The 24257-nt window shown below is 67.1% G+C and carries 24 protein-coding genes; 13 read left to right on the plus strand and 11 right to left on the minus strand.

All coding sequences use genetic code 11. The annotated features are described in order from the left end of the window. From EJJ38_RS08460 to pdxY, 7 genes are all read right to left on the minus strand, one after another. Entirely contained in the window at positions 1 to 462 is a 462-nt protein-coding gene (locus EJJ38_RS08460) for a tripartite tricarboxylate transporter TctB family protein (protein ID WP_127089639.1), read from the minus strand. Positions 463 to 762: 300 nt separating this feature from the next. Next, on the minus strand, positions 763 to 1740 hold the full coding sequence (locus EJJ38_RS08465; RefSeq protein ID WP_127089640.1) for a tripartite tricarboxylate transporter substrate binding protein BugD: 978 nt from the start codon (positions 1738 to 1740) through the stop codon (positions 763 to 765). Positions 1741 to 2060: 320 nt separating this feature from the next. Then, positions 2061 to 3638: a 2-isopropylmalate synthase gene (locus EJJ38_RS08470; RefSeq protein WP_127089641.1), complete on the minus strand. Its 1578-nt coding sequence runs from the start codon at positions 3636 to 3638 to the stop codon at positions 2061 to 2063. Positions 3639 to 3965: 327 nt separating this feature from the next. Beyond that, positions 3966 to 4679, minus strand: coding sequence for an NUDIX hydrolase (locus tag EJJ38_RS08475; protein WP_127089642.1), 714 nt, complete (start codon positions 4677 to 4679; stop codon positions 3966 to 3968). Further along, positions 4676 to 5773: an alkene reductase gene (locus tag EJJ38_RS08480; protein ID WP_127089643.1), complete on the minus strand. Its 1098-nt coding sequence runs from the start codon at positions 5771 to 5773 to the stop codon at positions 4676 to 4678. Before EJJ38_RS08480 ends, EJJ38_RS08475 begins: the two co-directional genes overlap by 4 nt. A 116-nt stretch (positions 5774 to 5889) precedes the next feature. Further along, complete coding sequence (locus EJJ38_RS08485) at positions 5890 to 6786, minus strand: PhzF family phenazine biosynthesis protein (RefSeq protein ID WP_127089644.1); 897 nt, start codon at positions 6784 to 6786, stop codon at positions 5890 to 5892. A gap of 140 nt (positions 6787 to 6926) precedes the next feature. Next, the gene (gene pdxY / locus EJJ38_RS08490; protein ID WP_127089645.1) at positions 6927 to 7775 is read right to left on the minus strand and encodes a pyridoxal kinase PdxY; all 849 of its coding nucleotides are present in this window, start codon (positions 7773 to 7775) and stop codon (positions 6927 to 6929) included. Between the two features lie 185 nt (positions 7776 to 7960). On the opposite strand from pdxY, the gene EJJ38_RS08495 reads away from it, so the two are divergent. The 5 genes from EJJ38_RS08495 to phnE (EJJ38_RS08515) all read left to right on the plus strand — a co-directional run bounded on the left by EJJ38_RS08495 (position 7961) and on the right by phnE (EJJ38_RS08515) (position 13397). Further along, entirely contained in the window at positions 7961 to 9220 is a 1260-nt protein-coding gene (locus tag EJJ38_RS08495) for an amidase (protein WP_127089646.1), read from the plus strand. Positions 9221 to 9773: 553 nt separating this feature from the next. Continuing rightward, a complete protein-coding gene (gene phnC / locus EJJ38_RS08500) occupies positions 9774 to 10583 on the plus strand; it encodes a phosphonate ABC transporter ATP-binding protein (protein WP_127089647.1) in 810 nt (269 codons plus the stop codon). A 71-nt stretch (positions 10584 to 10654) separates the two neighbouring features. After that, positions 10655 to 11566 carry a phosphonate ABC transporter substrate-binding protein gene (gene phnD, locus EJJ38_RS08505; protein WP_127089648.1) on the plus strand — a complete coding sequence of 304 codons (912 nt, stop codon included), beginning with the start codon at positions 10655 to 10657 and terminating at the stop codon, positions 11564 to 11566. A gap of 86 nt (positions 11567 to 11652) precedes the next feature. Continuing rightward, entirely contained in the window at positions 11653 to 12537 is an 885-nt protein-coding gene (gene phnE / locus EJJ38_RS08510; RefSeq protein WP_127089649.1) for a phosphonate ABC transporter, permease protein PhnE, read from the plus strand. Beyond that, positions 12534 to 13397 (plus strand): phosphonate ABC transporter, permease protein PhnE, encoded by an 864-nt coding sequence (phnE, locus tag EJJ38_RS08515; protein ID WP_127089650.1) that lies wholly within the window; start codon positions 12534 to 12536, stop codon positions 13395 to 13397. Before phnE (EJJ38_RS08510) ends, phnE (EJJ38_RS08515) begins: the two co-directional genes overlap by 4 nt. Before the next feature lie 19 nt (positions 13398 to 13416). Here phnE (EJJ38_RS08515) and EJJ38_RS08520 read toward each other — a convergent pair whose 3' ends face one another. Together EJJ38_RS08520 and phnF are read right to left on the minus strand one after the other, a co-directional pair. Then, the gene (locus tag EJJ38_RS08520; RefSeq protein WP_127089651.1) at positions 13417 to 14028 is read right to left on the minus strand and encodes a pyridoxamine 5'-phosphate oxidase family protein; all 612 of its coding nucleotides are present in this window, start codon (positions 14026 to 14028) and stop codon (positions 13417 to 13419) included. After that, positions 14025 to 14789 (minus strand): phosphonate metabolism transcriptional regulator PhnF, encoded by a 765-nt coding sequence (gene phnF, locus EJJ38_RS08525; RefSeq protein WP_127089652.1) that lies wholly within the window; start codon positions 14787 to 14789, stop codon positions 14025 to 14027. The genes EJJ38_RS08520 and phnF overlap by 4 nt, the downstream gene beginning before the upstream one ends. Positions 14790 to 14920: 131 nt before the next feature. Between phnF and phnG the strand changes: the two genes are divergently transcribed. From phnG to phnN, 8 genes are read left to right on the plus strand one after another with little or no spacing between them, the layout of a single operon-like run. Further along, positions 14921 to 15373 carry a phosphonate C-P lyase system protein PhnG gene (gene phnG, locus EJJ38_RS08530; RefSeq protein ID WP_127089653.1) on the plus strand — a complete coding sequence of 151 codons (453 nt, stop codon included), beginning with the start codon at positions 14921 to 14923 and terminating at the stop codon, positions 15371 to 15373. Then, complete coding sequence (gene phnH / locus EJJ38_RS08535; RefSeq protein ID WP_127089654.1) at positions 15373 to 15987, plus strand: phosphonate C-P lyase system protein PhnH; 615 nt, start codon at positions 15373 to 15375, stop codon at positions 15985 to 15987. The genes phnG and phnH overlap by 1 nt, the downstream gene beginning before the upstream one ends. Positions 15988 to 15989: 2 nt before the next feature. Beyond that, positions 15990 to 17156: a carbon-phosphorus lyase complex subunit gene (locus EJJ38_RS08540; protein ID WP_127089655.1), complete on the plus strand. Its 1167-nt coding sequence runs from the start codon at positions 15990 to 15992 to the stop codon at positions 17154 to 17156. Positions 17157 to 17161: 5 nt separating this feature from the next. Continuing rightward, the gene (locus EJJ38_RS08545; protein ID WP_127090327.1) at positions 17162 to 18043 is read left to right on the plus strand and encodes an alpha-D-ribose 1-methylphosphonate 5-phosphate C-P-lyase PhnJ; all 882 of its coding nucleotides are present in this window, start codon (positions 17162 to 17164) and stop codon (positions 18041 to 18043) included. A gap of 11 nt (positions 18044 to 18054) precedes the next feature. After that, positions 18055 to 18843, plus strand: a complete 789-nt coding sequence (phnK, locus tag EJJ38_RS08550; protein WP_127089656.1) for a phosphonate C-P lyase system protein PhnK — start codon at positions 18055 to 18057, stop codon at positions 18841 to 18843. Then, the gene (gene phnL / locus EJJ38_RS08555) at positions 18840 to 19565 is read left to right on the plus strand and encodes a phosphonate C-P lyase system protein PhnL (RefSeq protein ID WP_127089657.1); all 726 of its coding nucleotides are present in this window, start codon (positions 18840 to 18842) and stop codon (positions 19563 to 19565) included. The genes phnK and phnL overlap by 4 nt, the downstream gene beginning before the upstream one ends. After that, positions 19562 to 20707, plus strand: a complete 1146-nt coding sequence (locus tag EJJ38_RS08560) for an alpha-D-ribose 1-methylphosphonate 5-triphosphate diphosphatase (protein ID WP_127089658.1) — start codon at positions 19562 to 19564, stop codon at positions 20705 to 20707. Before phnL ends, EJJ38_RS08560 begins: the two co-directional genes overlap by 4 nt. Beyond that, the gene (gene phnN, locus EJJ38_RS08565; RefSeq protein ID WP_127089659.1) at positions 20704 to 21303 is read left to right on the plus strand and encodes a phosphonate metabolism protein/1,5-bisphosphokinase (PRPP-forming) PhnN; all 600 of its coding nucleotides are present in this window, start codon (positions 20704 to 20706) and stop codon (positions 21301 to 21303) included. Before EJJ38_RS08560 ends, phnN begins: the two co-directional genes overlap by 4 nt. Here the strand turns inward: phnN and sciP are convergent. Both sciP and glyS read right to left on the minus strand, forming a co-directional pair. After that, a complete protein-coding gene (sciP, locus tag EJJ38_RS08570; RefSeq protein ID WP_127089660.1) occupies positions 21259 to 21534 on the minus strand; it encodes a CtrA inhibitor SciP in 276 nt (91 codons plus the stop codon). The genes phnN and sciP overlap by 45 nt on opposite strands. 471 nt (positions 21535 to 22005) lie before the next feature. Next, positions 22006 to 24240, minus strand: coding sequence for a glycine--tRNA ligase subunit beta (gene glyS / locus EJJ38_RS08575; protein ID WP_127089661.1), 2235 nt, complete (start codon positions 24238 to 24240; stop codon positions 22006 to 22008). Between the last annotated feature and the right edge of the window lie 17 nt (positions 24241 to 24257).

Genomic DNA, 24257 nt, shown 5'->3' on the forward strand with positions numbered 1-24257 from the left:
TCAATAACCGCCGAGCCACGGGCCGATGAGCTGGATCGGGAGGCCGAGGCCCCAGATGAACACAGCCCACGAGAACACGACCATCGTCGCGGTGATGCCGAGAGCGGTCAGAAAATGGAATTTTTGGCTACCCAGCGCGCTCACGAACACCGTCACGGCGAGGGTCGGCAGGAAGCCCAGGGGCCGCAGGAAGAAGCCAAAGAAAAGGGATGCGAAGGTCAGGCAGAACAGACCACGCCAGGCGATGCTCGTAATGGCTTCGCCCTTGAACCGGAAACCGTTGATAAAAACGATCAGGCCGAGAAAGCCCATGAGGCCGGAAAGAAGCATCGGGAAATAGCCGGGCCCCATCCGTACGGAGGATCCCATGGGCAGAGTTTGCGCCTGCCAGCCGAACAAAAGCGCGAGCGCGATGAAAAGCAGGCCAGCAAGAACGTCCTTAGGACTGCGTATGAAACTCATCGACCCCCTCCCCCCGGTAAAGATTTATTGGAGCTTTGGCGAGCCGGGGCGCCCGCCTCGTCCACCGGGCCTCAAACCCGGGCACGGACCATACTGACTATCATGCGAAAGTCGAACAAAAGTTGCGGCTTCGCCCACAATAGAGCAGTGCCGCAACGGAACTTTGCTACTTTCCCGACAGGCGATAAGCACGCCTTACCTTTGGAAATGCAACAGGCGGGTGTAGCTACACCCGCCTGAAACTCTGGACAGAGACACGGCGGACAAGATTAGCGGCTCGGCCGCTCCGCCGCGGGCTCGTCAGTCGGCATACACGCCTGCGGCCTCGATGACCGGCTTCCACTTGGCCACCTCGTCCGCAATGAACTTCTCGTGGAACTCGCGGCTGCGGCGCTCCTTGGGCTCCGGCTCGGTGCCGAGATCGGCGAAGCGGGCGATCACCTTGGGGTCTTCAAGCGCCGCCTGGAGCGCGACGTTGAGCTTGTCCATGATGTCCTTGGGCGTGCCCTTGGGCGCATAGAGGCCGTGCCAGATGGTGACTTCAAAATCCTTCAGGCCGCTCTCCTTGAGCGTGGGCAGATCACCCAGCGACTTCACGCGACCGTCCGTGGTCACGGCATAGGCCTTCACCTTGCCCGCCTTGATCTGGCCGGTGGTGTTGGTGGTCTGGTCGCACATGAGGTCGATCTGGCCGCCGATGATATCGTTCATGGCCGGGCCCGTGCCCTGATAGGGAACGGTGGTCATGGGCGCGCCCACCTTGGACATGAGCAGCATGCCGCACAGATGCGAGGCGGAGCCGACGCCGGCATTGCCGTACGTGACCTTTTCCTTGTTCTTCTTGATGTAGTCGATCAGCTCGGCCGTATTCTTCGGCTCGAAGTTCGGCTTGCCGATCAGGGTCATGGGAACGGGGGTGATGAGCCCGCCTTCCTCGAAGTCGGTCAGCACGTTGTAGGGCAGCTTGCGATAGAGGGTCGCGGCGGTCGCCTGGCCGATATGGTGGATCAGCAGCGTGTAGCCGTCCGGGGCGGCCTTCGCCACCTGGCCCGCGCCGCGCGTGCCGCCCGCGCCGCCCACATTCTCAATGATCACCTGCTGGCCGAGGGTGCGGCTCATGGATTCGGCGATCAGCCGGGCCACCGTGTCGGTGGGGCCGCCGGCCGCGAAGGGCACGATCACCGTGATGGGACGGCTCGGGTAAGGCTGCTGCGCCTGGGCGGGCGCGGCGAGACCGATAAGGGCGGCAAGCGCAAAAACCGCGTGCTTGAATTTCATGACGACCTCCTGAGCCTTGGCATGGCCCGTTATCACGTGGAGCTTATGTGTCACTTCAAGAATATCGATGGGCCATTCGTCAAGCCCGCAATCCCCCTGCCCGCTATAACTTTGGCATGAGGGCAATTATATTGCGCTGCACAATTCGGCCGGGAATTTGATCGATTTTATTATTGCAAGGCATCAGTCATCGGCGTCGCACAGCAGAAATGACCGGATGTCCGCCGGAAAACCACTTCGCCCTGCCCTAAAGAAAAGGGCCGGGCAAATGCCCGGCCCTCTTTCTGTCTGGTCCGTGAATGGCGGCGCCCGGAGGCGTGTCAGCCCGCCACGGCCTGGGGATTCAGGCTCTGGCGCTTGCGGGTGAGCTTGTTCAGCGCCGTGATGTAAGCCTGGGCGGAGGCCACCAGCGTGTCCGGATCGGCGGCCTTGGCCGTCACGGCCTTGCCGTCCTCCTCCAGGCGCACCGACACCTCGGCCTGCGCATCCGTGCCCTCGGTCACCGCATGCACCTGATAGAGTTCCAGCTTCGCGGCGTGGGGCACCAAAGCCTTGATGCAATTGAAGGTGGCGTCCACCGGGCCGTTGCCCTCGGCTTCCTCGGTGAAGACCTGCCCATCCATCTCCAGGCGCATGGTGGCCCGCTGCGGGCCGCGCGTGCCCGCGATCACCGACAGGGACACCAGCTTCACGCGATCCCCGGCGGCGGCGATCTCCCGGTCCACCAGCGCCTCGATGTCCTCGTCGTAGATCACCTTCTTGCGGTCGGCGAGATCCTTGAAGCGGGTGAAGGCGTCGTTCAGGGCGTTCTCGCCCAGCTCGTAGCCCAGGGTCTTCAACTTGTCGCGGAAGGCGGCGCGGCCGGAATGCTTGCCCATGACCAGCGAGGTCTTCGACACGCCGACGCTCTCGGGAGTCATGATCTCATAGGTCTGGGTATGCTTCAGCATGCCGTCCTGGTGGATGCCGCTTTCGTGGGCGAAGGCGTTCCGGCCCACGATGGCCTTGTTGTACTGCACCGGGAAGGAGGTCACCGCCGCCACCAGCTTGGAGGCGCGGGTGAGCATGGTGGCGTCGATGCCGGTCTGGTAGGCCAGCACGTCCGAGCGGACATTGATGGCCATCACGATCTCTTCCAGCGCCGCATTGCCCGCGCGCTCGCCGATGCCGTTGACGGTGCATTCGATCTGCCGCGCGCCGCCGGCGACGCCCGCCAGTGAATTGGCCACCGCCATGCCCAGGTCGTTGTGGCAATGGACGGAGAAGACCGCCTGGTCGGAATTGGGCACGCGCTCGCGCACGCCGCGGAACAGGCGGGCATATTCTTCCGGCGTGGTGTAGCCCACGGTGTCGGGAATATTGATGGTGGTGGCGCCCGCCTTGATGGCCGCCTCCACGCAGCGGCACAAGAAGTCGAACTCGGTGCGGGTGCCGTCCTCGGCCGACCATTCCACATCAGCCACATGGTTGCGGGCGCGCGTCACCGAAGCGACGATCATCTCCAGCACCTCGTGGGGCTCCTTCTGGAGCTTGTACTTCATGTGCACGGGCGAGGTGGACAGGAAGGTGTGGATGCGCCCGCGACGGGCATGCTTCACCGCCTCGGCGCAGCGGTCGATATCGTTGAGGGCCGCGCGGGACAAGCCGGCGATCACCGCATTCTTGGAGCGGCGGGCGATCTCGGACACGGACTCGAAATCGCCGATGGAGGCGATGGGAAAGCCCGCCTCGATAATGTCCACGCCCATCTCGTCCAGCAATTCCGCGACCTGCAGCTTCTCCTCGAAGGTCATGGAGGCGCCGGGGCACTGCTCGCCGTCGCGCAGCGTGGTGTCGAAGATCAGGACCCGGTCCTTGTCGGATACGGGAACGGCGGGAATGGAAGCCTGGGAGGTCATGTGATGCGTCCTTCTCGGGTGTCGGCCGTCACGCACTGTGGGGACTGGCCGTCTGCGCTTTCGAGGTTCTCGAAGGTGACCCCTGAGTGCCCAGGCGCATGCGCCCGGCCGGCCCTCAGGGGCGGCTAAGGAGAAGAAGCGCGCGCAGAATCAGAGCGTTGCCCGCAACCCAGGGGGCGCGGGGGGCGTGTCCGGTGCTGTTCGTCTTATTGGACGACACGGCCTGTGGCTCGCTCTCAAATGGCTCTACGGCCTGCTGGATAGACGAATTCGCGTGCGGACACAAGGCGCGCGGAGGCGTCCCGACCGACAGCCCGGGCAACCCGCTCACACAGCCCCGGCGAAGCGCCAGCGCGCATAGGCGGCGGCATAGGGCACCACGGGCAGCCCGAGATCATTCTCCCCGGCGATCACGCGCACGGCCTTCAGTTCCGGCTGCGTCTCACTGGCCAGGAAGCGCGTGATGCGCGCGGCAAGGTCTTGCGCCTTTTCGGCAAACCGGACGCGGCGGAACAGCGCGAAGAAGATGCCGTGCTCCACCACATCCCACCCTTCTTCCTCCGCGCCCTCACCGGCATCGAGCCCCACCTCCTCGGTGAGTTCGCGCAGGGCCGAGCCGCGCAGGTCCAGCACCCCGTCTGTCACATCGCGCGGATCCGGCGTCCCGCCCGCGAAATAAACATCCCCGGCGCTCGCGGTATGGTCACCCATCTCGCCCATGACGAACGCGCCATCCCCACCTTCCAGCGCCACCATGCCGAAAAAGTTCCGGGCACTGAGATCGTCCAGGCCGCGCGCACGCCACCAGGTGAAGGCGGCGAAATCCGTCTCGAAACAGGTGCCCACGAGCATGCCGTCCTGCACCGAATAGCCACGCAGCAGGATCACCCGCCCGTTCCACAGATGCGGATTGGCCGCGCACATGCGGGCGAAGGCGGCATCGATCTCGGCCCGGTGCCGCTCCGCCTCGGGCCAGCCGCCCGCCTCGACCCGGAGATCGAGGCGGGAGACCTGAAAAATGCGGAACTTGGAACCGCTCACGCGGTGGGTTCCAGCACCGGATAGTCCGTATAGCCCTTGGCACCGCCGCCATAGAGCGTCGCCTGATCGAGGGGAGTCAGAGGGGCCTGTTGCTTGAGGCGCTCCACCAGATCCGGATTGGAGATGAAGGGGCGGCCGAAGGCGACCAGATCGGCCTTTCCGCTCTCCACCGCGGCGGAGGCCAAAGCGAGGTCGTAGCCGTTATTGACCATCCAGGCGCCCGAATAGCGGCGGTGCAGCTCCTCGAAGGAGAAGCCCGGCGCGATGTCGCGCGGTCCGCCCGTGGCGCCCTCGATCACATGCACATAGACCGGGCGGCGCTTCTCCAGCTCGTCCATCACATAATTGAACAGCGCCTGCGGATCGCTGTCGGTCAGGTCATTGGCAGGCGTCACGGGCGAGAGGCGCACGCCGGTGCGGGCGGCACCGATCTCCGCGATCACCGCGTCCATCACCTCCAGCAGGAAGCGGGAGCGGTTCTCGATGGAGCCGCCATAGGAATCGGTGCGCTTGTTGGCGCCGTCCCGCAGGAACTGGTCGATGAGATAGCCATTGGCTGCATGCACCTCGACACCGTCGAAGCCCGCCTTGATGGCGTTGGCCGCCGCGCGCCGGTAATCCTCGACGATGCCGGGGATTTCAGAGAGATCCAGGGCGCGGGGCGCGGAGGTCTCGGCAAAGGCATTGTTCACGAAGGTCTTGGTCTTGGCCGTGATGGCGGAGGGCGCCACCGGCGCGCCGCCGTTGGCCTGGAGCGATACGTGGGATACCCGTCCCACATGCCAGAGCTGCACCACGATGCGCCCGCCCTTGGCATGGACAGCGTCCGTCACCTTGCGCCAAGCCGCCACCTGGGCGTCGGTATAGATGCCGGGCGTGTCCTGATAGCCCTGGCCCTGCTGCGAAATCTGGGTGGCCTCGGAGATGAGGAGGCCAGCGGAGGCGCGCTGCGCATAATAGTCCGCGGTCAGGTCCGTGGGCAGGAAGCCGGGCGCCGCGCGGTTGCGGGTGAGCGGCGCCATGACGACGCGGTTGGACAAGGTGAGGTCGCCCAGACGGAAGCTGTCAAACAGCGTGGGACGGGTATCGGACATGGAAATCCTCAAGGATGGGCGCGGAGGGGGATTGCCGCGATGCACAAGAGATAGGTCTCCCGCCGCGATCTCCAAGGCCCCCGTCCGCCCACGCCGCCTTCACACAAGCGAGAGCTTCACAGATGCAGCACGCCTTCCGCGATGACGAGGGCGGCCCCGCCGATGGTAGTCTCGGCCAGCGCACCGCCTGAAACGCGGAAGCCCAGATCGATGCGGCTTGGGCGCCCCATCTCGAACCCCTGATCGATGCGCACCCGGTGGTGCCCCTCCACACGCGCCTCTGCATCCATGAGAACGGCGGGGAAGGCGGCGGCGGCAGCGCCCGTGGCCGCATCCTCCTCCGTGCCGAGGCCCGGTGAGAACATGCGGGTGCGGAAGTCCGCATCCCCCTCTTCATCGAGGGTGTAGAGATAGAGCGCCTCGCCATAGGAACCGAGGCTGCGGATGAAGGCCGACTCGTCCGGCCGGGCCCGCGCCAGCGAGGTGAGGTTCGCCACCGGCACGAACAGGAACGGCACGCCGGCGGACGCCACCACGGGGCGGTGGGCGTCGAAGCCGATATCGCTCACATCCAGATGCAGCGCGTCCGCGCAGTCGCGGCGGGAAATCTCCACCGGCTCCAGCTCCGCCCGGCGCGGCACGGTGAAGGTTGCGGCCCCCTTGCGTGGCCCCCCGTCCGCTGCGGAGACCTCGCATTTCACGACGCCGATCTGCTCCTCGATCAGATAAGTGCCCTTGGTCGCCTTGTCTTCCAGCGCCAGAAGCACGGCCGCGCCGACCGTGGGGTGGCCGGCGAACGGCAGTTCGTGGGCGGTGGTGAAGATGCGGATGCGCGCCCGGTGCGCCGGATCCTTGGGGGGCAGCACGAACACCGTCTCGGAGAGATTGAACTCCCGCGTGATCTGCTGCATCGCCGCGTCATCAAGGCCCACGGCATCGAGCACCACGGCCAAAGGATTGCCGCCGAAGGGACGGGAGGTGAAGACGTCGAGCGTCACGAAGCGGCGCGGCATGGCGTTTCCCGTTATCCCTCATGGCATGGGCCGCCCGGCCGTGGCGCGTCCGAAGCGGCGGTCGAAACTGCGGATATGGGGAAGCAGCCCGCCCCCGGCATGCCGCGGGTGGAACCAGCCCCCTTTCGCGCATTGTGACCCTAAACGGGCTCGGGCGTGAAGAGCGTCGTGGGCTGCACGAACTCGTCCTGCGCCTGCACCAGCAGCAATTCCCGCGAGCCCGCCTCATGGGTGCGCTTCAGCAGCCCGTAGATGGACGCGCCCGCCGCCGCCAGCGCGCCCGCCGTGGAGCCCAAACGCTTGCAATGCAGGAAGAACAGGGCGGCGATGGCATCGCCCGCGCCATTCAGCGACACGTCGAGCCGGGGGGTGCGGAGAATGAAGCGACCGTCCGGGCCGGAGGCGAACAGGTCGATGGAATCGGCCGGGGTTTCCTCTGTGTGGAGGGAGGTGACGAGAATCACCCTCGGCCCCCGCGTGTGGAGCAGGTCGCAGGCCGCGATCGCATCGGCCCGGCTGCGCACCTCATGGCCGGACAGCAGTTCCAGCTCGAACTGGTTCGGCGTGATGATGTCGGCCGCCGGCACCGCCGCGTCGCGCATGAATTCCGGAATGCCAGGCCGCACGAAGATGCCGCGCCCCACGTCCCCGATCACCGGATCGCAGCAATAATCCGCCCGGGGATTGGCCGCCCGCACCCGCGCCACCGCATCGAGGATCGCCGCGCCGATCTCGGCCGAGCCCATATAGCCGGAGAGCACGCCGTCGCACGCCGCGAGGCGCCCGCGCTCCTCGATGCCCTGGATCAGATCCCCGATCACGCCCGCATCGAACACCTGCCCGCGCCACGCACCATAGCCGGTATGGTTCGAGAACTGGACCGTGTGGATGGGCCACACTTCCACGCCCAGCCGCTGCAGGGGGAAGACGGCGGAGGAATTGCCCACATGGCCATAAGCGACGTGGGACTGGATCGACAGGATGTTCATGTCGGGCCGACCGGCTGGTGGAGACATTGGCGAGCTATCGCGCCTTTCCTCCGACGACAAATGGATTCTGCTGATGGCGGGGAACAGCGGCGGTGATCAGTCCCCGTCCCTCGCCCCGCCCGCCCTTGCGGAATGCGCGCCTGCGTGCAAAGCCGGACCCGGTTTTGTTCCAGCCGGTGTGTCCCATGCTGTTCGCCCGCGATCTCGCCCTCGACCTTAAAGCCGGCCGCCTCACCGCCCCGGCGCTTCTGGAACGGTGCGCTGAGGCCATCGCCGAGCAGGAACCGGAGATCGGCGCCTTTGTCGCGCTCGATCTCGACGCGGCGCGCCGGGCGGCGGAGAAGGCCCGGCCCGACACCCCACTGGCGGGCCTGCCCGTGGGCGTGAAGGACATCATCGACACGCGGGATCTGCCCACCGCCTACGGCTCGCCCCTCTATGCCGGACACCACCCGGCGGCGGACGCGCCCATCGTGCGGCAGATCGTCCGCATGGGCGGCATCGTGCCCGGCAAGACGGTGACCACCGAATTCGCCCATATGGCGCCGGGCAAGACCCGCAATCCCCGCCGGCTTACCCATACGCCCGGTGGCTCCTCCTCCGGCTCGGCAGCAGCGGTGGCGGCCGGCATGCTGCCGCTGGCCATCGGTACCCAGACCGGCGGCTCGGTGATCCGCCCCGCCGCCTTCTGCGGCGTGACCGGCTACAAGCCCACCTTCCGCAACCTGCCGACGCTCGGCATGAAGACTTTTTCCTGGCATCTGGACACAATGGGCCTGTTCGGCGCCCGTGTGCGGGATGTGGCCTATGCCGCAGCCGCTCTCACGGGGCGGGACCTCGACATCGGCGAGCGCACGGCGGACGCCCCGCGCATCGCCCTGGTGCGCACCGCGCGTAGCCATCTTGCGGACGCCGCCGCCCATGCCGCCCTGGAAGCGGCGGGGAAAGCCCTTGAGCGGGCGGGCGGCACGGTGCACGAGATCGACCTGCCCGAGGAGGTGGAGGCGGCGGACGCGGTGCATCCCGTGATCCAGGACTTCGAGGCCTGGATTGCCCTCTCCGACGAATATGACCGCGCGGCGGACCAGCTCTCGCCGGGGCTGCGGGCCCATCTGGAAGCGTCGGCCCGCATCGAGGTGGGCGCTTATGACGAGGCCCGGCGGCAGGCCAAGCGGGCGCGCCAGAGGCTCGGCGACCTGTTCGCCGATTATGACGCGCTCCTCACCTTCTCCGCCCCCGGCGCCGCCCCCGAAGGCTTCGCCTCCACCGGCTCGCCCGCCTTCAACCGCCTGTGGACCCTCATGGGGTCGCCCTGCCTCAACGTCCCCGGCCTTCAGGACGAGACGGGCCTGCCCGTGGGCGTCCAGGTGGTCGGCCGCTTCGGCCGGGACCGCGCCGCGCTGCTGGTGGCCGCCGCGCTGGAGCGGGCGCTTGCGCGGCGCTGACCGCCCGCTGTGCGGCGCGGCATGATGAAAAGAGAAGAAGATCTCCCTGGCATACAAAACACCTATCGCAACGCATGATTTTATTGATGCGATGCAATGACTTATTTCCTTTCCTCTCCGCTCGTCTTTGTTAAGCTTGACTTGAAGATCGGCCAAGGAGAGGACTTGGAACGTGACCTTCGGTTCGGCGCTCGATCTCTTGAAGCTCGGTGCTGCCATGGCCTTCATAGGCGCGGTGGCGATGGGCATGATCTGAGCGGGACCGGACAACCAGTCGAACCTTCGTAGAATATCAAGAACAATGAAGGACAGGCCGATCGGAGCGGCGCCGGAAGACATCTTCCGGCGCCGTTCTCCGTTACACGACGCGATTCTCGGCACCCGCCGGAAGATGCCGTGTTTCAAAGACTTGATGCACTGCCAAAAGAATTCATGACGGTTTACGGGGCACTTTGCCGACTATTGCCTCATAATTCGGCACCGGCTTCATCCAATCGTCATACCGCTGTTGCGCACCCCTTCTATGGGTTTGCCGCCACTGCGGAGCCGCTTCATGCTGGAGATCGAGGGACTGACATGCCGGTTCGGCGACAAGCTCGCCGTCAGCAATGTCGATCTTCAAATCGGACATGGCGCCTTCGTCGGCGTGATCGGCCGCTCCGGCGCGGGCAAGTCCACGCTCCTGCGCATGGTGAATCGCCTCCAGGAGCCCTCCTCCGGCCGCATCCGCTTCGAGGGGAACGACGTCACCGCCCTGCGCGGCCGCAACCTGCGCCTCTGGCGCGCCCAGGCGGCCATGATCTTCCAGCAGTTCAATCTGGTTGGCCGGCTGGACGTGCTGACCAACGTGCTCATGGGCCGGCTCTCCACCATGCCGTCCTGGCGCGCCTTCACCAAGGTCTGGAGCCTTGAGGACAAGGCGCTGGCCCTCTCCGCGCTCGACCAGTTCGATATCGCGCAACTGGCCTCCCAGCGGGCGGACAGCCTCTCCGGCGGCCAGCAGCAGCGCGTCGCCATCGCCCGCGCCCTGGTTCAGGAGCCGGGGCTGATCCTGGCGGACGAGCCCATCGCCTCGCTGGACCCGCGCAACACCAAGATCGTCATGGATGCGCTGCTGCGCATCAACAAGCATTTCGGCATCACCGTGCTGTGCAACCTCCATTCCCTCGACCTCGCCCGCTCCTATTGCGACCGGCTGGTGGGCATGGCGGGGGGGCAGGTGGTGTTTGACGGCGCGCCGGAGGCGCTCACCGACGATGTCGCCCGTGACCTCTACGGCCTGGAGGCGGGCGACGTGATGGAAGTGAGTGAGGCGAGGAAGCGCCCCGCCCTCTCCGCTTTGCCACTGGGCGCCACGGCCTGAGCCGAAGGCGCCGATCCTTTCCGCAGTTCGTTCGCGCGTTCCATTCCCCGCATCCCCCGAAGGAGCGAGACATGCTGACCCGTCGTACCCTGATCGCCGCCGCCGCGGCGCTCACCCTGTCCGCGGGCGCCGCCGGCGCGCAGGACTGGAAGGCCCAGTATCCCGAGCTGGTGTTCGCCATCATCCCCGCCGAGAACGCCTCCGGCGTGACCGAGCGCTACACCCCCCTCATGGACTATCTGACCAAGCAGATCGGCACCAAGGTGACGCTGCGCATCGCCAATGACTATGCGGCGGTGATCGAGGGCCAGCGGGCGGGCAACATCCATATCGCCTCCTACGGCCCGTCCTCCTTCGCCCGTGCCCTCATGACTGGCGCGAAGATCGACGCCTTCGCCATCGAGGTGAATCTCGACGGCACCAAGGGCTATCACTCGGTGCTCTATGTGAAGGCCGACAGCCCCTACAAGTCCATTGAGGACCTGAAGGGTAAGAACCTCTGCCTGGTGGATCCCAACTCCACCTCCGGCAACAACGTGCCGCGCTTCGCCCTGAGCAAGATGAGCATCAATCCCGACCAGTTCTTCGGGAAGGTGGTCTATGCGGGCTCGCACGAGAATGCCGTGATCGGCGTGCAGCAGGGAACCTGCGATGCCGCCTTCAACTGGTGGAACGACGAGCAGGAATCCAACCTCATGCGCATGGAGCGCAAGGGGATGGCGAAGTATTCGGACTATCGCATCATCTTCAAGTCCAGCCAGATCGTGAACTCCCCGCTCGCTTACCTGGACAGCCTTCCGGCCGACCTGAAGACCAAGATCCGGGATGCCTTCTTCTCCATTGAGAAGAACGACAAGACCGCCTTCGACAAGATCTATGAAGGCAAGCAGCGCGTGTGGGAGCCGGTCACCAACGCCTCCTATGACGAGATCATCGCGCTCAACAAGTTCGTGGACGACCTGCGCAAGAAGAAGGGCTCCTGAGCCCTCTCACACACGCATCCTAGAAGACCAGCCCTCCCCCGTCCGCGGGGGAGGGATCGATTTCAAACCTGAGGAAACCCGGTCTTTTGTCCCACGCCGTCGTCCAGCTTCCGCCCGAGCAGATCGCGCCCCTCGCCCGCCTTTATGACGAGGCCGTGGCCGCGCGCCGGCGGCATACCTACATCGTGGCGGCGGTCATATTGGTGGGCATCGTGCTGTCCTGCTGGGGGGGCGAGGTGCGGCCCGCGGTGTTCGCCGCCAATGCCCACCGCCTCGGCCTGTATTTCTGGAACATCCTGCCGGTCCTGCGTTGGGAGACCCTGGGGGCGGACCTCGCCGAATGGTACTGGAACCTCGACGGCTGGCTGAAGCTGCTGTTCGAGACCGTGGTCATCGCCTATCTCGGCACCGTGTTCGGCGCCATCGGCGCCTTCTGCCTGTGCTTCCTCGCCAGCGCGAACATGATGCGCAACACGCTGGTGCGCGTGTCCGCCCGGCGCCTGCTCGAATTCCTGCGCACCGTGCCGGAAATCGTGTTCGCGCTTCTGTTTGTGGTGGCCTTCGGCCTCGGCGCCATGCCCGGCGTGCTGGCGCTCGCCATCCACACCATGGGGGCGCTGGGCAAGCTGTTCGCCGAAGTGGTCGAGAATATCGACATGAAGCCCGTGGACGGCGCCACGGCGGCGGGCGCCTCCTGGACGCAGACGGTGCGCTTCGCCGTGCTGCCACAGGTGCTATCCAACTTCGCGTCCTACGGCCTGCTGCGCTTCGAAATCAATGTGCGCGAGGCCGCCATCATGGGCTTCGTGGGGGCGGGCGGCATCGGCCAGGACCTCGTGGAGGCGATCCGCAAATTCTATTATTCGGACGTCTCGGCCATCCTGCTGCTCATCATCGCCACGGTGATGATCATCGACATGGTCACCGAGCGCATCCGCCACGCTCTCATCGGCATGGACCAGTCCCGATGAACCGCGCCCGCCTCACCCCCTCCCCGCAGGATCGCGCCCGGCTCCTCGCCCTCCACCCGGCCCTCGCGCTGAGCGTGAGAGGCGGCCACTTCATCGCCCTCGCCGTGCTGTTCGCCCTCGCAGCCTTCGCCGTCTTCGGCATGTGGTACCTGGATTTTTCCGCCCGCAGGCTCGGCACCGGCATCGCGCAGCTGTTCCATTTCGTCACGCTGATGCTGCCGCCCGACCCGGGCCGGCAATTGCCGCTCTACATGCATGCCTTGGGCGAGACGCTGTCCATCGCCTTCCTGGGCACGCTGGCGGGCGGGCTGCTCGCTTTGCCCTTCGGCTTCCTGGCGGCGAAGAACGTCGTGTCGAACCCGGTGCTGCATTTCGGCGTCCGGCGCTTCCTGGACATGCTGCGCGGCATCGACAAGCTCATCTGGGCGCTGATCTATGTGACGGTGGTGGGGCTCGGCCCGTTCGCGGGCATCCTGGCCATCGCCACCGCCTCCGTCGGCGAACTGGGCAAGCTCTTCTCCGAGGCGGTGGAAGCCTCCGACCGCAAGCCGGGAGAGGGCATCGTCTCCTGCGGCGGCTCGAAGCCCGACACGGTGCGCTTCGGCCTGCTGCCCCAGGTGCTGCCGGTGCTGGCGAGCCAGATGCTCTATTATTTCGAGTCCAATTCCCGCCAGTCCACCATCGTGGGCATCGTGGGTGCGGGCGGCCTCGGACTGCATCTGGCCGAGCAGATCCGCATCCTGGAATGGCAGAAGGTGAGCTTCCTCGTCCTCATGATGCTGCTCATGGTGGCGGTGATCGACTTCATCTCCTCGCGCCTGCGCTTCGCCATCATCGGGCGGCGGCCGGTGGCCTTCTGAAAGCCTGGCGCGCGGACCTTCAGTAAAGCAGGTCGCGATAGCGGGTCAGCATTTCCGCCTGCGTTTCCGCCGGTCCCTGGAGACCGATCTGGTCCTTCAGCATCTCGCCCATGCTGGGCAGCGTCGTGCGCGGCAAGCGGGCGTCCGGATCCCACAGGCGCGAGCGCATGAAGGCTTTCGCGCAGTGAAGATAGGCCTGCTCCACCCGCACCCGCAGAACCGTCGTGGGTTGCCGCCCGCCGATGGCGAAGCGCGCGGTCAGGTCCGCATCGGCGCGGATTTCGCCTTGGCCGTTCACCCGCAGCGTCTCGTCGATGCCGGGAATGAGGAAGAGCAGCCCGACAGCGGGGTTGGCGATGATGTTTTCCAGACTGTCGAGCCGGTTGTTGCCGGGCCGGTCCGGCAGCAGAAGCGTGCGGTCATCCTCCACGGCCACGAAGCCCGCATGATCCCCGCGCGGCGACACGTCGGCATGTCCCGCAATGTCACACGTCGCCAGCAACACGAACGGGCTCAGCGCGATGAAGCGGCGGCAGTGGGGATCGAGCCAGGTCAGTTCCTTGGCGACCGAGCGCCCCTTCGGCTGGTCATAGAGGCTCCGGAGCGCTTCCGCTGTATCCACCCGGCTCATGGCTTGATCACCAGTTGAACGCGATCGGCCGCGAAGCTGGAGCGTCCCCATTGCAGCGGCGTGCCGTTCACCTCCACGTCCAGCCGCTCCAGCACCAGAACGGTGCGGCCGGGGGCCAGAGACAGGCGGTCCTGCTCCAGCTCATTGGCGGCGCGCCCGGTGATGCGCGTCTCGCGGCGGCGATAATCCTGGATGCCCAAAGTGGCCAGCGCGCGCGTGAGGGAGCCGGTGGCGCTGTAGATCAGATCAAGGTCGCGGCAACGCGCCTCCGGGAAATAGGACCGGCCGAAGGAGATGGGCACGCCGTCCGCCTCGTGGATGGTGTCGATGCGCAGCACGGCGGCGCCCTCCGCGAGCATCAGTTCGCGCGCCATCTCGCCATGCGCCTCCTCCACCGCGGAGCCAAGGCACCGCCCGAAAGGCTCGCGGCCACCAGCGGACACGATCTCGCTGAATCGCGTGCGGGCGCCGATGGGATAGCGCAGCGGCGCCTCCTTCACGAAGGTGCCCCGCCCGGCCGTCGCCTCCAGCAGGCCCTTTTCCGCCAGCACCGCCAAGGCGCGCCGTACCGTGTGGCGGTTCACGCCGAACTTGGCGGACAGGTCGGATTCCACGGGAAGCTGGGCGCCCGGCGCATAGACGCCCGAGCCGATCTGCCATTCCAGGCGCGCGGCGATCTGCTTCCACAAAGCGACACCGCTGCCGCGCGTCACGTCCTCTTGGGCCGGGTCCGTCATGGAGGCGTGATCGAAGGCATCCATAGTCTCCTCGCTCCCTCAGAACCAAGCGACGTCGCTGTCCGCTCATTTGTATAATTTGCTATACAAATATTGTCCAGCAGGCTATGGGTCCTCTGCCCGCCCAGAATGACCCAGGGACAGGGGATTTTGACATGGCGACGGAGCCGCAGACGACCAGCCCCCGGCAGGACCTGATGGCCCTGCTTGCCCAGGCGTCGCAGTCGGAACTCGATGCGGTCATCGAGCGGTTCGCGCCTCTGCCGCGTGTGGAAGACGTGCGGCCCGCGGAAGTAGGCTTGTGCATGGTGCGCGGGCGCATCGGCGGCGACGGCTCTCCCTTCAATCTCGGCGAAGCCACGATCACCCGCGCGGCGGTGCGGCTGAATGCCATTATCGGCGTTTCCTACCTTCTCGGACGTGACCCGGAGCGGGCTCGCGCGGCGGCGCTCATCGATGCGCTCTGGCAGGACACGGCGGCCCGGCCCGCCGTGGAGGAAGCGCTTGCGCCGGTGCAGACCCGGCTGACCGCGCTGCGGGAGGTGGAGGCGGCCAGCACGGACGCAACGCGCGTGGAATTCTTCACCCTGGTACGGGGAGAGGATTGATGAGCGACATATCCCAGGCCCAGGCGTCCCTGGCGCGCGGTTTCAACGATCCGGCCCGTGACTCCCAGACGGCGTTCCGCGCGCTCATGTATGCCATGGCCCGTCCCGGTGTCCCGCGCGCGCTAGAGGCCCGCCTTTCGCCCCCCGCACCGCTGACGCCCGAACTGGCGGCCCTCGCCCTCACCGTGTTGGATTACGAGACCACAGTATGGCTCGACCCGGCTCTGGCGGGCGAGGCGGCCGTCGTGGATTTCCTGCGGTTCCACACCTCCGCCCGTCTGGTCACCGAGCCTGAGGCGGCGCAGTTCGCGCTTATCGCGGACGGAAGCGCCCTGCCCGCCTTCTCCCGCTTCGCCCAAGGCGAGCCGGACTATCCCGACCGCTCCACGACGCTGCTGGTCGCCGTTTCGTCCTTCACGGACGGTCCCTTCCAGGTGGAGGGACCCGGCCTGCCCGCCCCCGTGGGCTTCGGCGCCACCCCCTTGCCCGCCGACATGACACAGCGGCTCGCTGAAAACCGGGCGCTGTTTCCCTTGGGAATCGATCTCGTGCTCGCGGCACCGGGGGCGATCCTCGCCTTGCCGCGATCCGTTCGCGTGCGGGAGGAGGCCTAGCCATGTATGTGGCCGTCAAAGGCGGCGAGCGCGCCATCCGCAACGCCCATGATTTGCTGGCGCAGACACGGCGCGGCGATCCGGAGGTGCCGGAAATCGGCATCGACCAGATCCGCGAGCAGCTCTCTTTGGCCGTGGACCGGGTGATGGCGGAGGGCAGCCTCTATGACCGCGACCTTGCGGCGCTGGCGCTGAAGCAGGCGCGGGGCGATGCCATCGAGGCCATCTTCCTGCTGCGCGCCCTGCGCACCACCCTGCCGCGCTTCGGCGCGACTCTGCCCGTGGACACCGGCACCATGCGGGTGCGACGGCGTGTGTCGGCCACCTTCAAGGACATTCCCGGCGGACAGGTGCTCGGCCCCACCTTCGACTATACGCACCGCCTCCTCGACCCTTCGCTCGCGACGGAGGCGGAGCCCCGCAAGCCCGCGCCCGCACCGAAAAAGAGCGCACAGGCCAAAGCCGCGCAGGCCCGCGCAGCCGTGCAGGAGCCCAGCGCGCCGCCGCCCCGTGTGGTGGATCTTCTGGGCGACGAGGGCCTCATCGAGCCATCGCCCCCCGACACGGGCGCGGAACCGCCCGATCTGACGCGCGCGCCCCTCGCCTTCCCGGCCGAGCGGGAAACGCGCCTGCAGAATCTGGCGCGGGGCGATGAAGGCTTCCTGCTGGCGCTGGGCTATTCCACCCAGCGCGGCTATGCGCGCACCCATCCCTTCGTGGGCGAGATCCGCATGGGCGCGGTGCAGGTGGAATTGTTCGCCGAGGAACTGGGCTTCGCCGTTCCGCTCGGCGAGATCACCTTGACCGAATGCCAGATGGTGAACCAATTCCAGGGCAGTGCGGAGGTTCCGCCGCAATTCACGCGCGGCTACGGCCTCGTCTTCGGCCAGTCGGAACGCAAGGCCATGTCCATGGCCCTGGTGGATCGCGCCCTGCGCTGGCAGGAACTGGGCGAGGAGAAGACCGCGCCCGCCCAGGATGCCGAGTTCGTGCTGTCCCATTCGGACAATGTGCAGGCGACCGGCTTCGTGGAGCATCTGAAGCTGCCCCATTACGTGGATTTCCAGGCGGAACTGGACCTGGTGCGGCGCCTTCGGGCGGAGCACGCGGCGCGCGGCGACAGCGAACCGCAGGACGAACCCACCGAGGCAGCGGAGGCGACGCCATGACCGTCATGCCTGCCATTACCTACAATTTCGCCTATCTGGACGAGCAGACGAAGCGGATGATCCGCCGCGCCATCCTGAAGGCCATCGCCATTCCCGGCTATCAGGTGCCGTTCGCCAGCCGCGAAATGCCCATGCCCTATGGCTGGGGCACCGGGGGCGTGCAGGTGACGGCGGCCATCCTCGGGGCCGACGACGTGCTCAAGGTCATCGACCAGGGCTCCGACGACACCACCAATGCGGTGGCGATCCGCGGCTTCTTCAAGGCCACGGCGGGCGTCGCCACCACCACGCGCACGCAGGAGGCGACGGTCATCCAGACCCGCCACCGCATCCCCGAGACCGCGCTCACGGCCGGGCAGGTGCTGGTCTATCAGGTGCCCATTCCCGAGCCCCTGCGCTTCCTGGAGCCGCGCGAGACCGAGACCCGCAAGCTGCACGGCCTCGCCGATTACGGCTTGATGCATGTGAAGCTCTATGAGGACATTTCCCGCCACGGCCATATCGCCACCACCTATGCCTATCCGGTGGCGGTGGCCGGGCGCTATGTCATGGACCCCTCGCCCATCCCCAAGTTCGACAATCCCAAGATGGACGACTGCCCGGCCCTGCAATTGTTCGGCGCGGGGCGCGAGCAGCGCATCTATGCCATCCCGCCCCACACGCGGGTGGTCTCGCTGGATTTCGAGGACCATCCCTTCGAGGTGCAGCGCTTCGACAAGCCGTGTGCGCTCTGCGGGGCGCAGGATGTCTATCTGGACGAGGTGATCCTGGATGACCGGGGTGGGCGCATGTTCGTGTGCTCGGACACCGACCATTGCGAGAGCCGCAGGGCGGACGGCCATGTGGGTCCCCTCGGCGCGCCGCCGCCCGGAAAGGGAAAACCATGATGGAGACCGGCATGGCAGCGCCCCTCTCCGACGAGGCGCCCCTCCTCGTGGCGGAAGGCCTCTCCCGCCTCTATGGCGCGCGCATCGGCTGCACGGATGTGGATTTGGAGGTCTATCCCGGCGAAGTGCTGGCGGTGGTGGGCGAATCCGGGTCCGGCAAGTCCACCCTTCTCTCGCTGCTTTCCACGGAGCTTGCCCCCACGTCCGGCAGGGTGCTCTACCGCATGGACAACGGGCTGCGCGACCTGTCGGCGCTCAGCGAGGCGGAACGGCGCCTGTTGCTGCGCACCCAATGGGGCTTCGTGCGGCAGAATGCCGAGCAGGGCCTGCGCATGGCGGTGTCGGCGGGCGGCAATGTGGGCGAGCGCCTCATGGCGGTCGGCTGGCGCAATTACGGGGATATCCGCGCGGAGGCCACCTCCTGGCTCGACCGGGTGGAAATCGCCGCAGACCGCATCGATGACGACCCGCGCGCCTTTTCCGGCGGCATGCGCCAGCGCCTCCAGATCGCCCGCAACCTTGTCACCCGCCCCCGCCTCGTCTTCATGGACGAGCCCACGGGCGGGCTGGATGTCTCCGTGCAGGCGCGGCTTCTGGACCTCATCCGCTCGCTCGTGTCGGACCTCGGGGCGGCGGTCATCATCGTCACCCATGATCTCGCGGTGGCGCGGCTCCTCTCCCACCGCATCATGGTGATGCGCCACGGCCGCGTGATCGAGGCGGGCCTGACGGACCAGGTGCTGGACGATCCGCAGGAGCCCTATACCCAGCTTCTCGTGGCCTCGGTGCTCGCCGCATGACCTACCTCACCCCCTCCTCCCCCTCGCCTGCTGTCCTCGCCGTCACCGGCCTCAGCAAGGCCTTCACCCTGCATCTGCGGGACGGGCTGCGCCTGCCGGTGGTGAGCGGGGCGGACTTTTCGGTGGCGGCCGGGGAATGCGTCGCTTTGGGCGGCCCCTCGGGCGCGGGCAAGAGCTCGCTGCTGAAGATGGTGTATGGGAATTACCGGGTGGATGCGGGCGCCATCCTGGTGACGGACGGGCCGGAGCGCGTGGATATCGCCCGCGCCGCGCCGCGCCGCATCCTCAAGCTGCGCCGCGAGCGCATCGGCTATGTCAGCCAGTTCCTGCGCGTGATCCCGCGCGTTTCCACCCTCGACGTGGTGGCCGAGCCTCTGCGGCTTGATGGCGCGAGCCCCGAGGCCGCTGCCGGGCGCGCCCGCGACCTGCTCGCGCGGCTGAACCTGCCGGAACGGCTTTGGTCGCTGCCACCCGCCACCTTTTCCGGCGGCGAGCAGCAGCGGGTGAATATCGCGCGCGGCTTCATCGCCCCGCGCGACCTCCTGCTGCTGGACGAGCCCACCGCCTCCCTGGATGCCGCCAATTCGGCCGCCGTGGTCGAATTGATCGCGGGCAAGAAGGCCGAGGGCACGGCCATTCTCGGCATTTTCCACGATGCAGCGGTCCGCACGGCGGTGGCGGACCGGGTCATCGATGTCACACGCTTCGGAGCTTCCCAATGACCACCGGCGAAACCCTGCTTGCCAATGCCCGGATCGTCCTGGCCGACCGGATCGTGAGCGGCCATGTGCGGGTGCGCAACGGGCGGATCGTGGAGATCGACACCGGCAGCGTGCCGCCGAGCGCGGAGGATTTCGGCGGGGACTATCTGCTGCCGGGCCTCGTGGAACTGCATACGGACCATGTGGATGGCCATCTGGCGCCGCGCCCCAAGGTGCGCTGGAACCCGTTCGCGGCGGTGCTCGCCCATGACGCCCAGGTGGCGGCATCCGGCATCACCACGGTGTTCGATTCCCTGCGCGTGTGGCCGGACAAGAGGGCCATGGGCATGGATGGCGACGCTCCGCTCCTCGCCGATGCGCTCGCGGACGCCCGCAAGGCCGACGCGCTGCGGGCCGAACACCTCATCCATCTGCGCTGCGAAGTGGCGACGGACACGGTGGCCGAGGATGCCGAGGCGCTGATGGACCGCCATGACATCCATCTCGTCTCCCTCATGGACCACACGCCCGGCCAGCGCCAGTTCTTGAGCGTGGACCAGTTCCGCGCCTATTACATGAAGAAGAGCGGCATCTCGGAGCAGGAAGTGGACATCATCGTCACGGATCGCCTCGCCGCCCATGCGCGCCATGCCCGCACCAACCGCGCCAAATTGGTGGCCGCCGCCCAGGCGCGGGGCATCGTGCTGGCGAGCCATGACGATGGCACGCGCGACCATGTGGAGGAGGCCATCTCCGACAAGGTGGCCATCGCGGAATTCCCCACCACGGAGGAAGCCGCGCGCCTCTCCCACGGCGCCGGGATCCGGGTGCTGATGGGCGCGCCCAATCTCGTGCGCGGCGGCTCCCACACCGGCAACGTCTCCGCGCAATCCCTCGCGGAAGCCGGGCTGCTGGACATCCTGTCTTCCGACTATGTGCCCTCCAGCCTGCTCTGGGCCGCGTTCGACCTTCCGGCGCGCTCCCCGCTCATCTCGCTGCCCCAGGCGGTCGCCATGGTCAGCCGCACGCCCGCGCGGGCGGCGGGGCTCGACGACCGGGGCGAGATCGCGCCCGGCCTGCGGGCCGACCTCGTGCGGGTGGCCGTGGCCGGTGGACATCCGGTGGTGAAGGCGGTCTGGCGCGAGGGACAGCGCGTCGCATGAGCCCTCCGTTCGGGCCGGGAGCCCTCATCCTCGTCGTCGGGCCGTCCGGCGCCGGCAAGGACACGCTGATCGACAGCGCACGCGCCATACTGGCCGACCGATCCGACATCCATGTGGCCCGCCGGCTGGTGACGCGCGAACCGGGCGCGGGCGAGGCTCATGGCACGCTTTCGCGCACGGAGTTCGAGGCCCGCCGGGCCGGTTTCCCGCTCTCCTGGGATGCCCATGGGCTCTCTTATGCCCTGGACGAGGACGTGGGGCGCCAGCTTGCGCGGGGCGAGACGGTCATCGCCAACGGCTCGCGCGCCGCCCTGCCGGTGGCCCGCAGACGGTTCTCACATGTGCTGGTGGTGCATGTCACGGCGCCCCCCGCTGTGCGCGCACGTCGCCTTGCGGCACGGGGCCGCGAAAGCGAGGCGGACATTCTGGAGCGACTCTCGCGGGCCCCTGCGCTGGATATCGCGCCGGACCTCGAAATCGAGAATGTGGGGACGCCCGAGGAGGGAGGCCGCCGGCTGGCTGACTTCGTGCAGCGCGCGGCGGCCGCCGCGTCACTGACGGTAGTGCTGGATCCGGGTGGTCCGCAGTCCCGGTAGGCCGTGACGGTCGATGGAGGCCTGCCAGGACAGGAACTCATCCACCGTCAGAGTGTAGCGCTTGCACGCCTCCTCCAAGCTGATGAGCCCCCCTCGCACCGCCGCGACGACCTCTGCCTTTCGCCTGATCACCCAGCGACGGGTGTCAGGCGGCGGCAGGTCCGCGACAGTCAGGGGACTGCCATCAGGGCCTATGACGTATTTCACACGCGGCCGATACGCATCGGTCATTGTTACGCTCACCCAATTACTCTACCCAACCCAGGGTGAGCATGAGCGCGGCCAATGAACATTTCCCTAAAGACCAAATAAAACATGTTATTTACTTGTCTTAAAAGCCCGTAAAACTTGAATTAAATAACGGTAAAAACACAATACAATCAAATACAGCGTGGATACAACTCCACCGAATACAAGCCGGGACCCAAGACAAAACAAAAAGACTACAAGGTCAAAAAAGAGCGCCCGATGAGGGGCATCCGCCCGTTCCGCCGGGGAGAGCGCGTGGACCGGCCATTAAGGCGGCCTGTCTTGCTTGGATGGACACGGCGGAGCCCTCCGGGAGCAGATGGACGCCCCTGCCGAGACTCGATCCGAGGGACTTAAACCCAGGCTCGCGCTTGCCCCATGAGCTTTTGCCCAAGCCCTTGCGGGGCTTCGACAATGCCACCCGGCCCCCTTCGGGACCGAGTGCTGTCGGCGTCAGCCTTCGATGCGGTCGAAGTCTGCGATGGCGCGGGTCGCAGCGCGAATCTCGTCCAGCAGGCGCAGGCGGTTGACCCGCAGGGCACTGTCGGAGGCGTTGACCGTCACGGCCTCGAAGAAGGCGTCCACGGGCGCGCGGAGCTGGGCAAGGGCCGCCATGGCACCCTGGAAATGCTCCTCGGCCACCGCGCGGGCAGCTTCCGCCTTCACGGTCTCGATGGCCTCCGCGAGGCGCTGCTCGGCGGGCTCGGCCAGAAGGGCGGCGTCGGCCGGCCCCTCATAGCGCGCGCCGTCCTTCTTCTCCTCGATCCGCAGGATGTTCACCGCGCGCCGGTAGCCCGCGAGCAGGGTGCGGCCGTCCTCGGTCTCCAGGAAGCGCTGGAGCGCATCCACGCGGGCGACGATCATGAGCAGGTCGTCCTGCTCCGGCAGGGCGAACACCGCGTCCACCAGATCGTGCCGGGCGCCGCGCTCGCGCACATGCACCTTCAGGCGCTCAGCGAAGAAGGCGATGAGATCATCCGCCAGATCGCCGGACATGGAGGCGCCCTCTACCCGGGCGACGTCCTCGGGAGCGGCGTTCGGATCCGCCTGGAGCAGGCGGCGGGCGAGATTGCGCAGCAGTTCGCTCACCACCTTGTCCGCAAGCGATTCCAGCCGGAACACATCGTGGGGATGGGCCTCGAAATGCCCCTCGCCCAGCAGCGGCCGCGCGGCGGACACCAGAAGCGGGCGCAGCGGCAGGCGCAGCTTGTTGTCGAGGATGATGCGGACGACGCCCAGCGCCGCGCGGCGCAGCGCATAGGGATCCTTGGAGCCCGTGGGCTTCTCGTCGATGGCCCAGAAGCCCACCAGCGTGTCGATCTTGTCCGCCAGCGCCACGGCCACGGAGACCGGCGCGGAGGGCACACGGTCGGACGGGCCCTGCGGCTTGTAATGGTCCTCGCAGGCGGTGGCGATCTCGGCCGGAAGGCCCTCGCCCTGCGCGTAATAGCGGCCCATCAGGCCCTGCAATTCCGGGAACTCGCCCACCACCTCGGTGAGCAGATCCGCCTTCACGAGGCGACCGGCCAGCTCGGCCGCATCCGGGTCCGCGCCGACGGACGGGGCGATGGCCCGCGCCAGCGTCGCGATGCGGGCGATCCGCTCCGCCTGGGAGCCGATCTTCTCGTGGAAGGTGATCTGCTCGAACTTGCCGAGCCGCTCCTCAAGGCGCGTCTTGCGGTCGGTATCCCAGAAGAACTTGGCGTCCGACAGGCGCGCCCGGATGACCCGCCCGTTGCCCGCGACGATGGCCACGCCGTCATCGCTGGCGGCAAGGTTGGACACGAGGATGAAGCGGTTGGCGAGCCGCCCGGTGCGGGGGTCCTTCAGCACGAAGCATTTCTGGTTCGCGCGGATGGTGGCGCGGATCACCTCGTCGGGAATGTCGAGGAAGGCTTCATCGAAGCTGCCCATGAGAGCAACCGGCCATTCCACGAGGCCGGACACTTCCTCCAGCAGCCCCTCGTCTTCCACCAGCTCCAGCCCATGGACCAGCGCGAGGTTGCGCGCATCGGCCATGATGATGGACTTGCGGCGCTCGCGGTCCACGATCACCTTCGCGGCTTCGAGCTTGGCCATCCAGTCATCCAGGCGGCGCACCTCAAACGTCTCCGGCGCCAGGAAGCGATGCCCGCTCGTGACATTGGAGGAGACGATGCCCTCCACCTCGAAGCGGACCACTTCCGGGTCCTCCACCTCGGTGCCGAAGGTGCAGACGATGGAATGGAGCGGGCGCACCCAGCGCATCGTTCCCGTGCCCCAGCGCATGGATTTCGGCCAGGGAAAGGTCCGCACGATCTGCGGCACGATCTCGGCGATCACCTCGGTGGTGGCGCGGCCAGGCCGCTCGATCACCGCCACGTAGAAGTCGCCCTTCTTCGGGTCGGACTGGATGGTCGCCTGATCGAGGGAGGTCAGGCCCGCGCTCTTCAGGAAGCCCTGCACGGCACCCTCGGGCGCCCCCACGCGCGGCCCCTTGCGCTCCTCGCGGGTGTCGCTCTGGCGGCCCGGCAGGCCGTGCACGGCGAGCGCGAGGCGGCGCGGCGTGACGAACGCCTTCGCCCCTTCATACAGGAGGCCCCGCTCCACCAGCGCATCCGTCACGAGCTTGCGGAGGGTCTCGGCCGCCTGCGCCTGCATACGGGCCGGAATTTCTTCGCTGAACAGTTCAAGGAGCAGATCGGGCATTGTCTCGTCCGGTGGGG

Origin of the sequence: Aquabacter cavernae (assembly GCF_003993795.1) — a bacterium.
In the GTDB taxonomy this organism is placed as follows: Bacteria; Pseudomonadota; Alphaproteobacteria; order Rhizobiales; family Xanthobacteraceae; genus Aquabacter; species Aquabacter cavernae.

Bases quoted from the DNA above. Each gene is read 5' to 3' on its own strand.
- EJJ38_RS08460 (WP_127089639.1), bottom strand. From the start codon at position 462: ATGAGTTTCATACGCAGTCCTAAGGACGTTCTTGCTGGCCTGCTTTTC.
- EJJ38_RS08520 (WP_127089651.1), bottom strand. From the start codon at position 14,028: ATGAGCCGGGTGGATACAGCGGAAGCGCTCCGGAGCCTCTATGACCAG.
- phnK (WP_127089656.1), top strand. From the start codon at position 18,055: ATGGCAGCGCCCCTCTCCGACGAGGCGCCCCTCCTCGTGGCGGAAGGC.
- phnG (WP_127089653.1), top strand. From the start codon at position 14,921: ATGGCGACGGAGCCGCAGACGACCAGCCCCCGGCAGGACCTGATGGCC.
- phnF (WP_127089652.1), bottom strand. From the start codon at position 14,789: ATGGATGCCTTCGATCACGCCTCCATGACGGACCCGGCCCAAGAGGAC.
- EJJ38_RS08495 (WP_127089646.1), top strand. From the start codon at position 7,961: ATGCTGTTCGCCCGCGATCTCGCCCTCGACCTTAAAGCCGGCCGCCTC.
- EJJ38_RS08540 (WP_127089655.1), top strand. From the start codon at position 15,990: ATGTATGTGGCCGTCAAAGGCGGCGAGCGCGCCATCCGCAACGCCCAT.
- phnN (WP_127089659.1), top strand. From the start codon at position 20,704: ATGAGCCCTCCGTTCGGGCCGGGAGCCCTCATCCTCGTCGTCGGGCCG.
- pdxY (WP_127089645.1), bottom strand. From the start codon at position 7,775: ATGAACATCCTGTCGATCCAGTCCCACGTCGCTTATGGCCATGTGGGC.
- EJJ38_RS08465 (WP_127089640.1), bottom strand. From the start codon at position 1,740: ATGAAATTCAAGCACGCGGTTTTTGCGCTTGCCGCCCTTATCGGTCTC.
- sciP (WP_127089660.1), bottom strand. From the start codon at position 21,534: ATGACCGATGCGTATCGGCCGCGTGTGAAATACGTCATAGGCCCTGAT.
- phnC (WP_127089647.1), top strand. From the start codon at position 9,774: ATGCTGGAGATCGAGGGACTGACATGCCGGTTCGGCGACAAGCTCGCC.
- phnE (WP_127089650.1), top strand. From the start codon at position 12,534: ATGAACCGCGCCCGCCTCACCCCCTCCCCGCAGGATCGCGCCCGGCTC.
- EJJ38_RS08485 (WP_127089644.1), bottom strand. From the start codon at position 6,786: ATGCCGCGCCGCTTCGTGACGCTCGACGTCTTCACCTCCCGTCCCTTC.
- glyS (WP_127089661.1), bottom strand. From the start codon at position 24,240: ATGCCCGATCTGCTCCTTGAACTGTTCAGCGAAGAAATTCCGGCCCGT.
- EJJ38_RS08560 (WP_127089658.1), top strand. From the start codon at position 19,562: ATGACCACCGGCGAAACCCTGCTTGCCAATGCCCGGATCGTCCTGGCC.
- phnH (WP_127089654.1), top strand. From the start codon at position 15,373: ATGAGCGACATATCCCAGGCCCAGGCGTCCCTGGCGCGCGGTTTCAAC.
- EJJ38_RS08545 (WP_127090327.1), top strand. From the start codon at position 17,162: ATGCCTGCCATTACCTACAATTTCGCCTATCTGGACGAGCAGACGAAG.
- phnL (WP_127089657.1), top strand. From the start codon at position 18,840: ATGACCTACCTCACCCCCTCCTCCCCCTCGCCTGCTGTCCTCGCCGTC.
- phnD (WP_127089648.1), top strand. From the start codon at position 10,655: ATGCTGACCCGTCGTACCCTGATCGCCGCCGCCGCGGCGCTCACCCTG.
- EJJ38_RS08470 (WP_127089641.1), bottom strand. From the start codon at position 3,638: ATGACCTCCCAGGCTTCCATTCCCGCCGTTCCCGTATCCGACAAGGAC.
- EJJ38_RS08480 (WP_127089643.1), bottom strand. From the start codon at position 5,773: ATGTCCGATACCCGTCCCACGCTGTTTGACAGCTTCCGTCTGGGCGAC.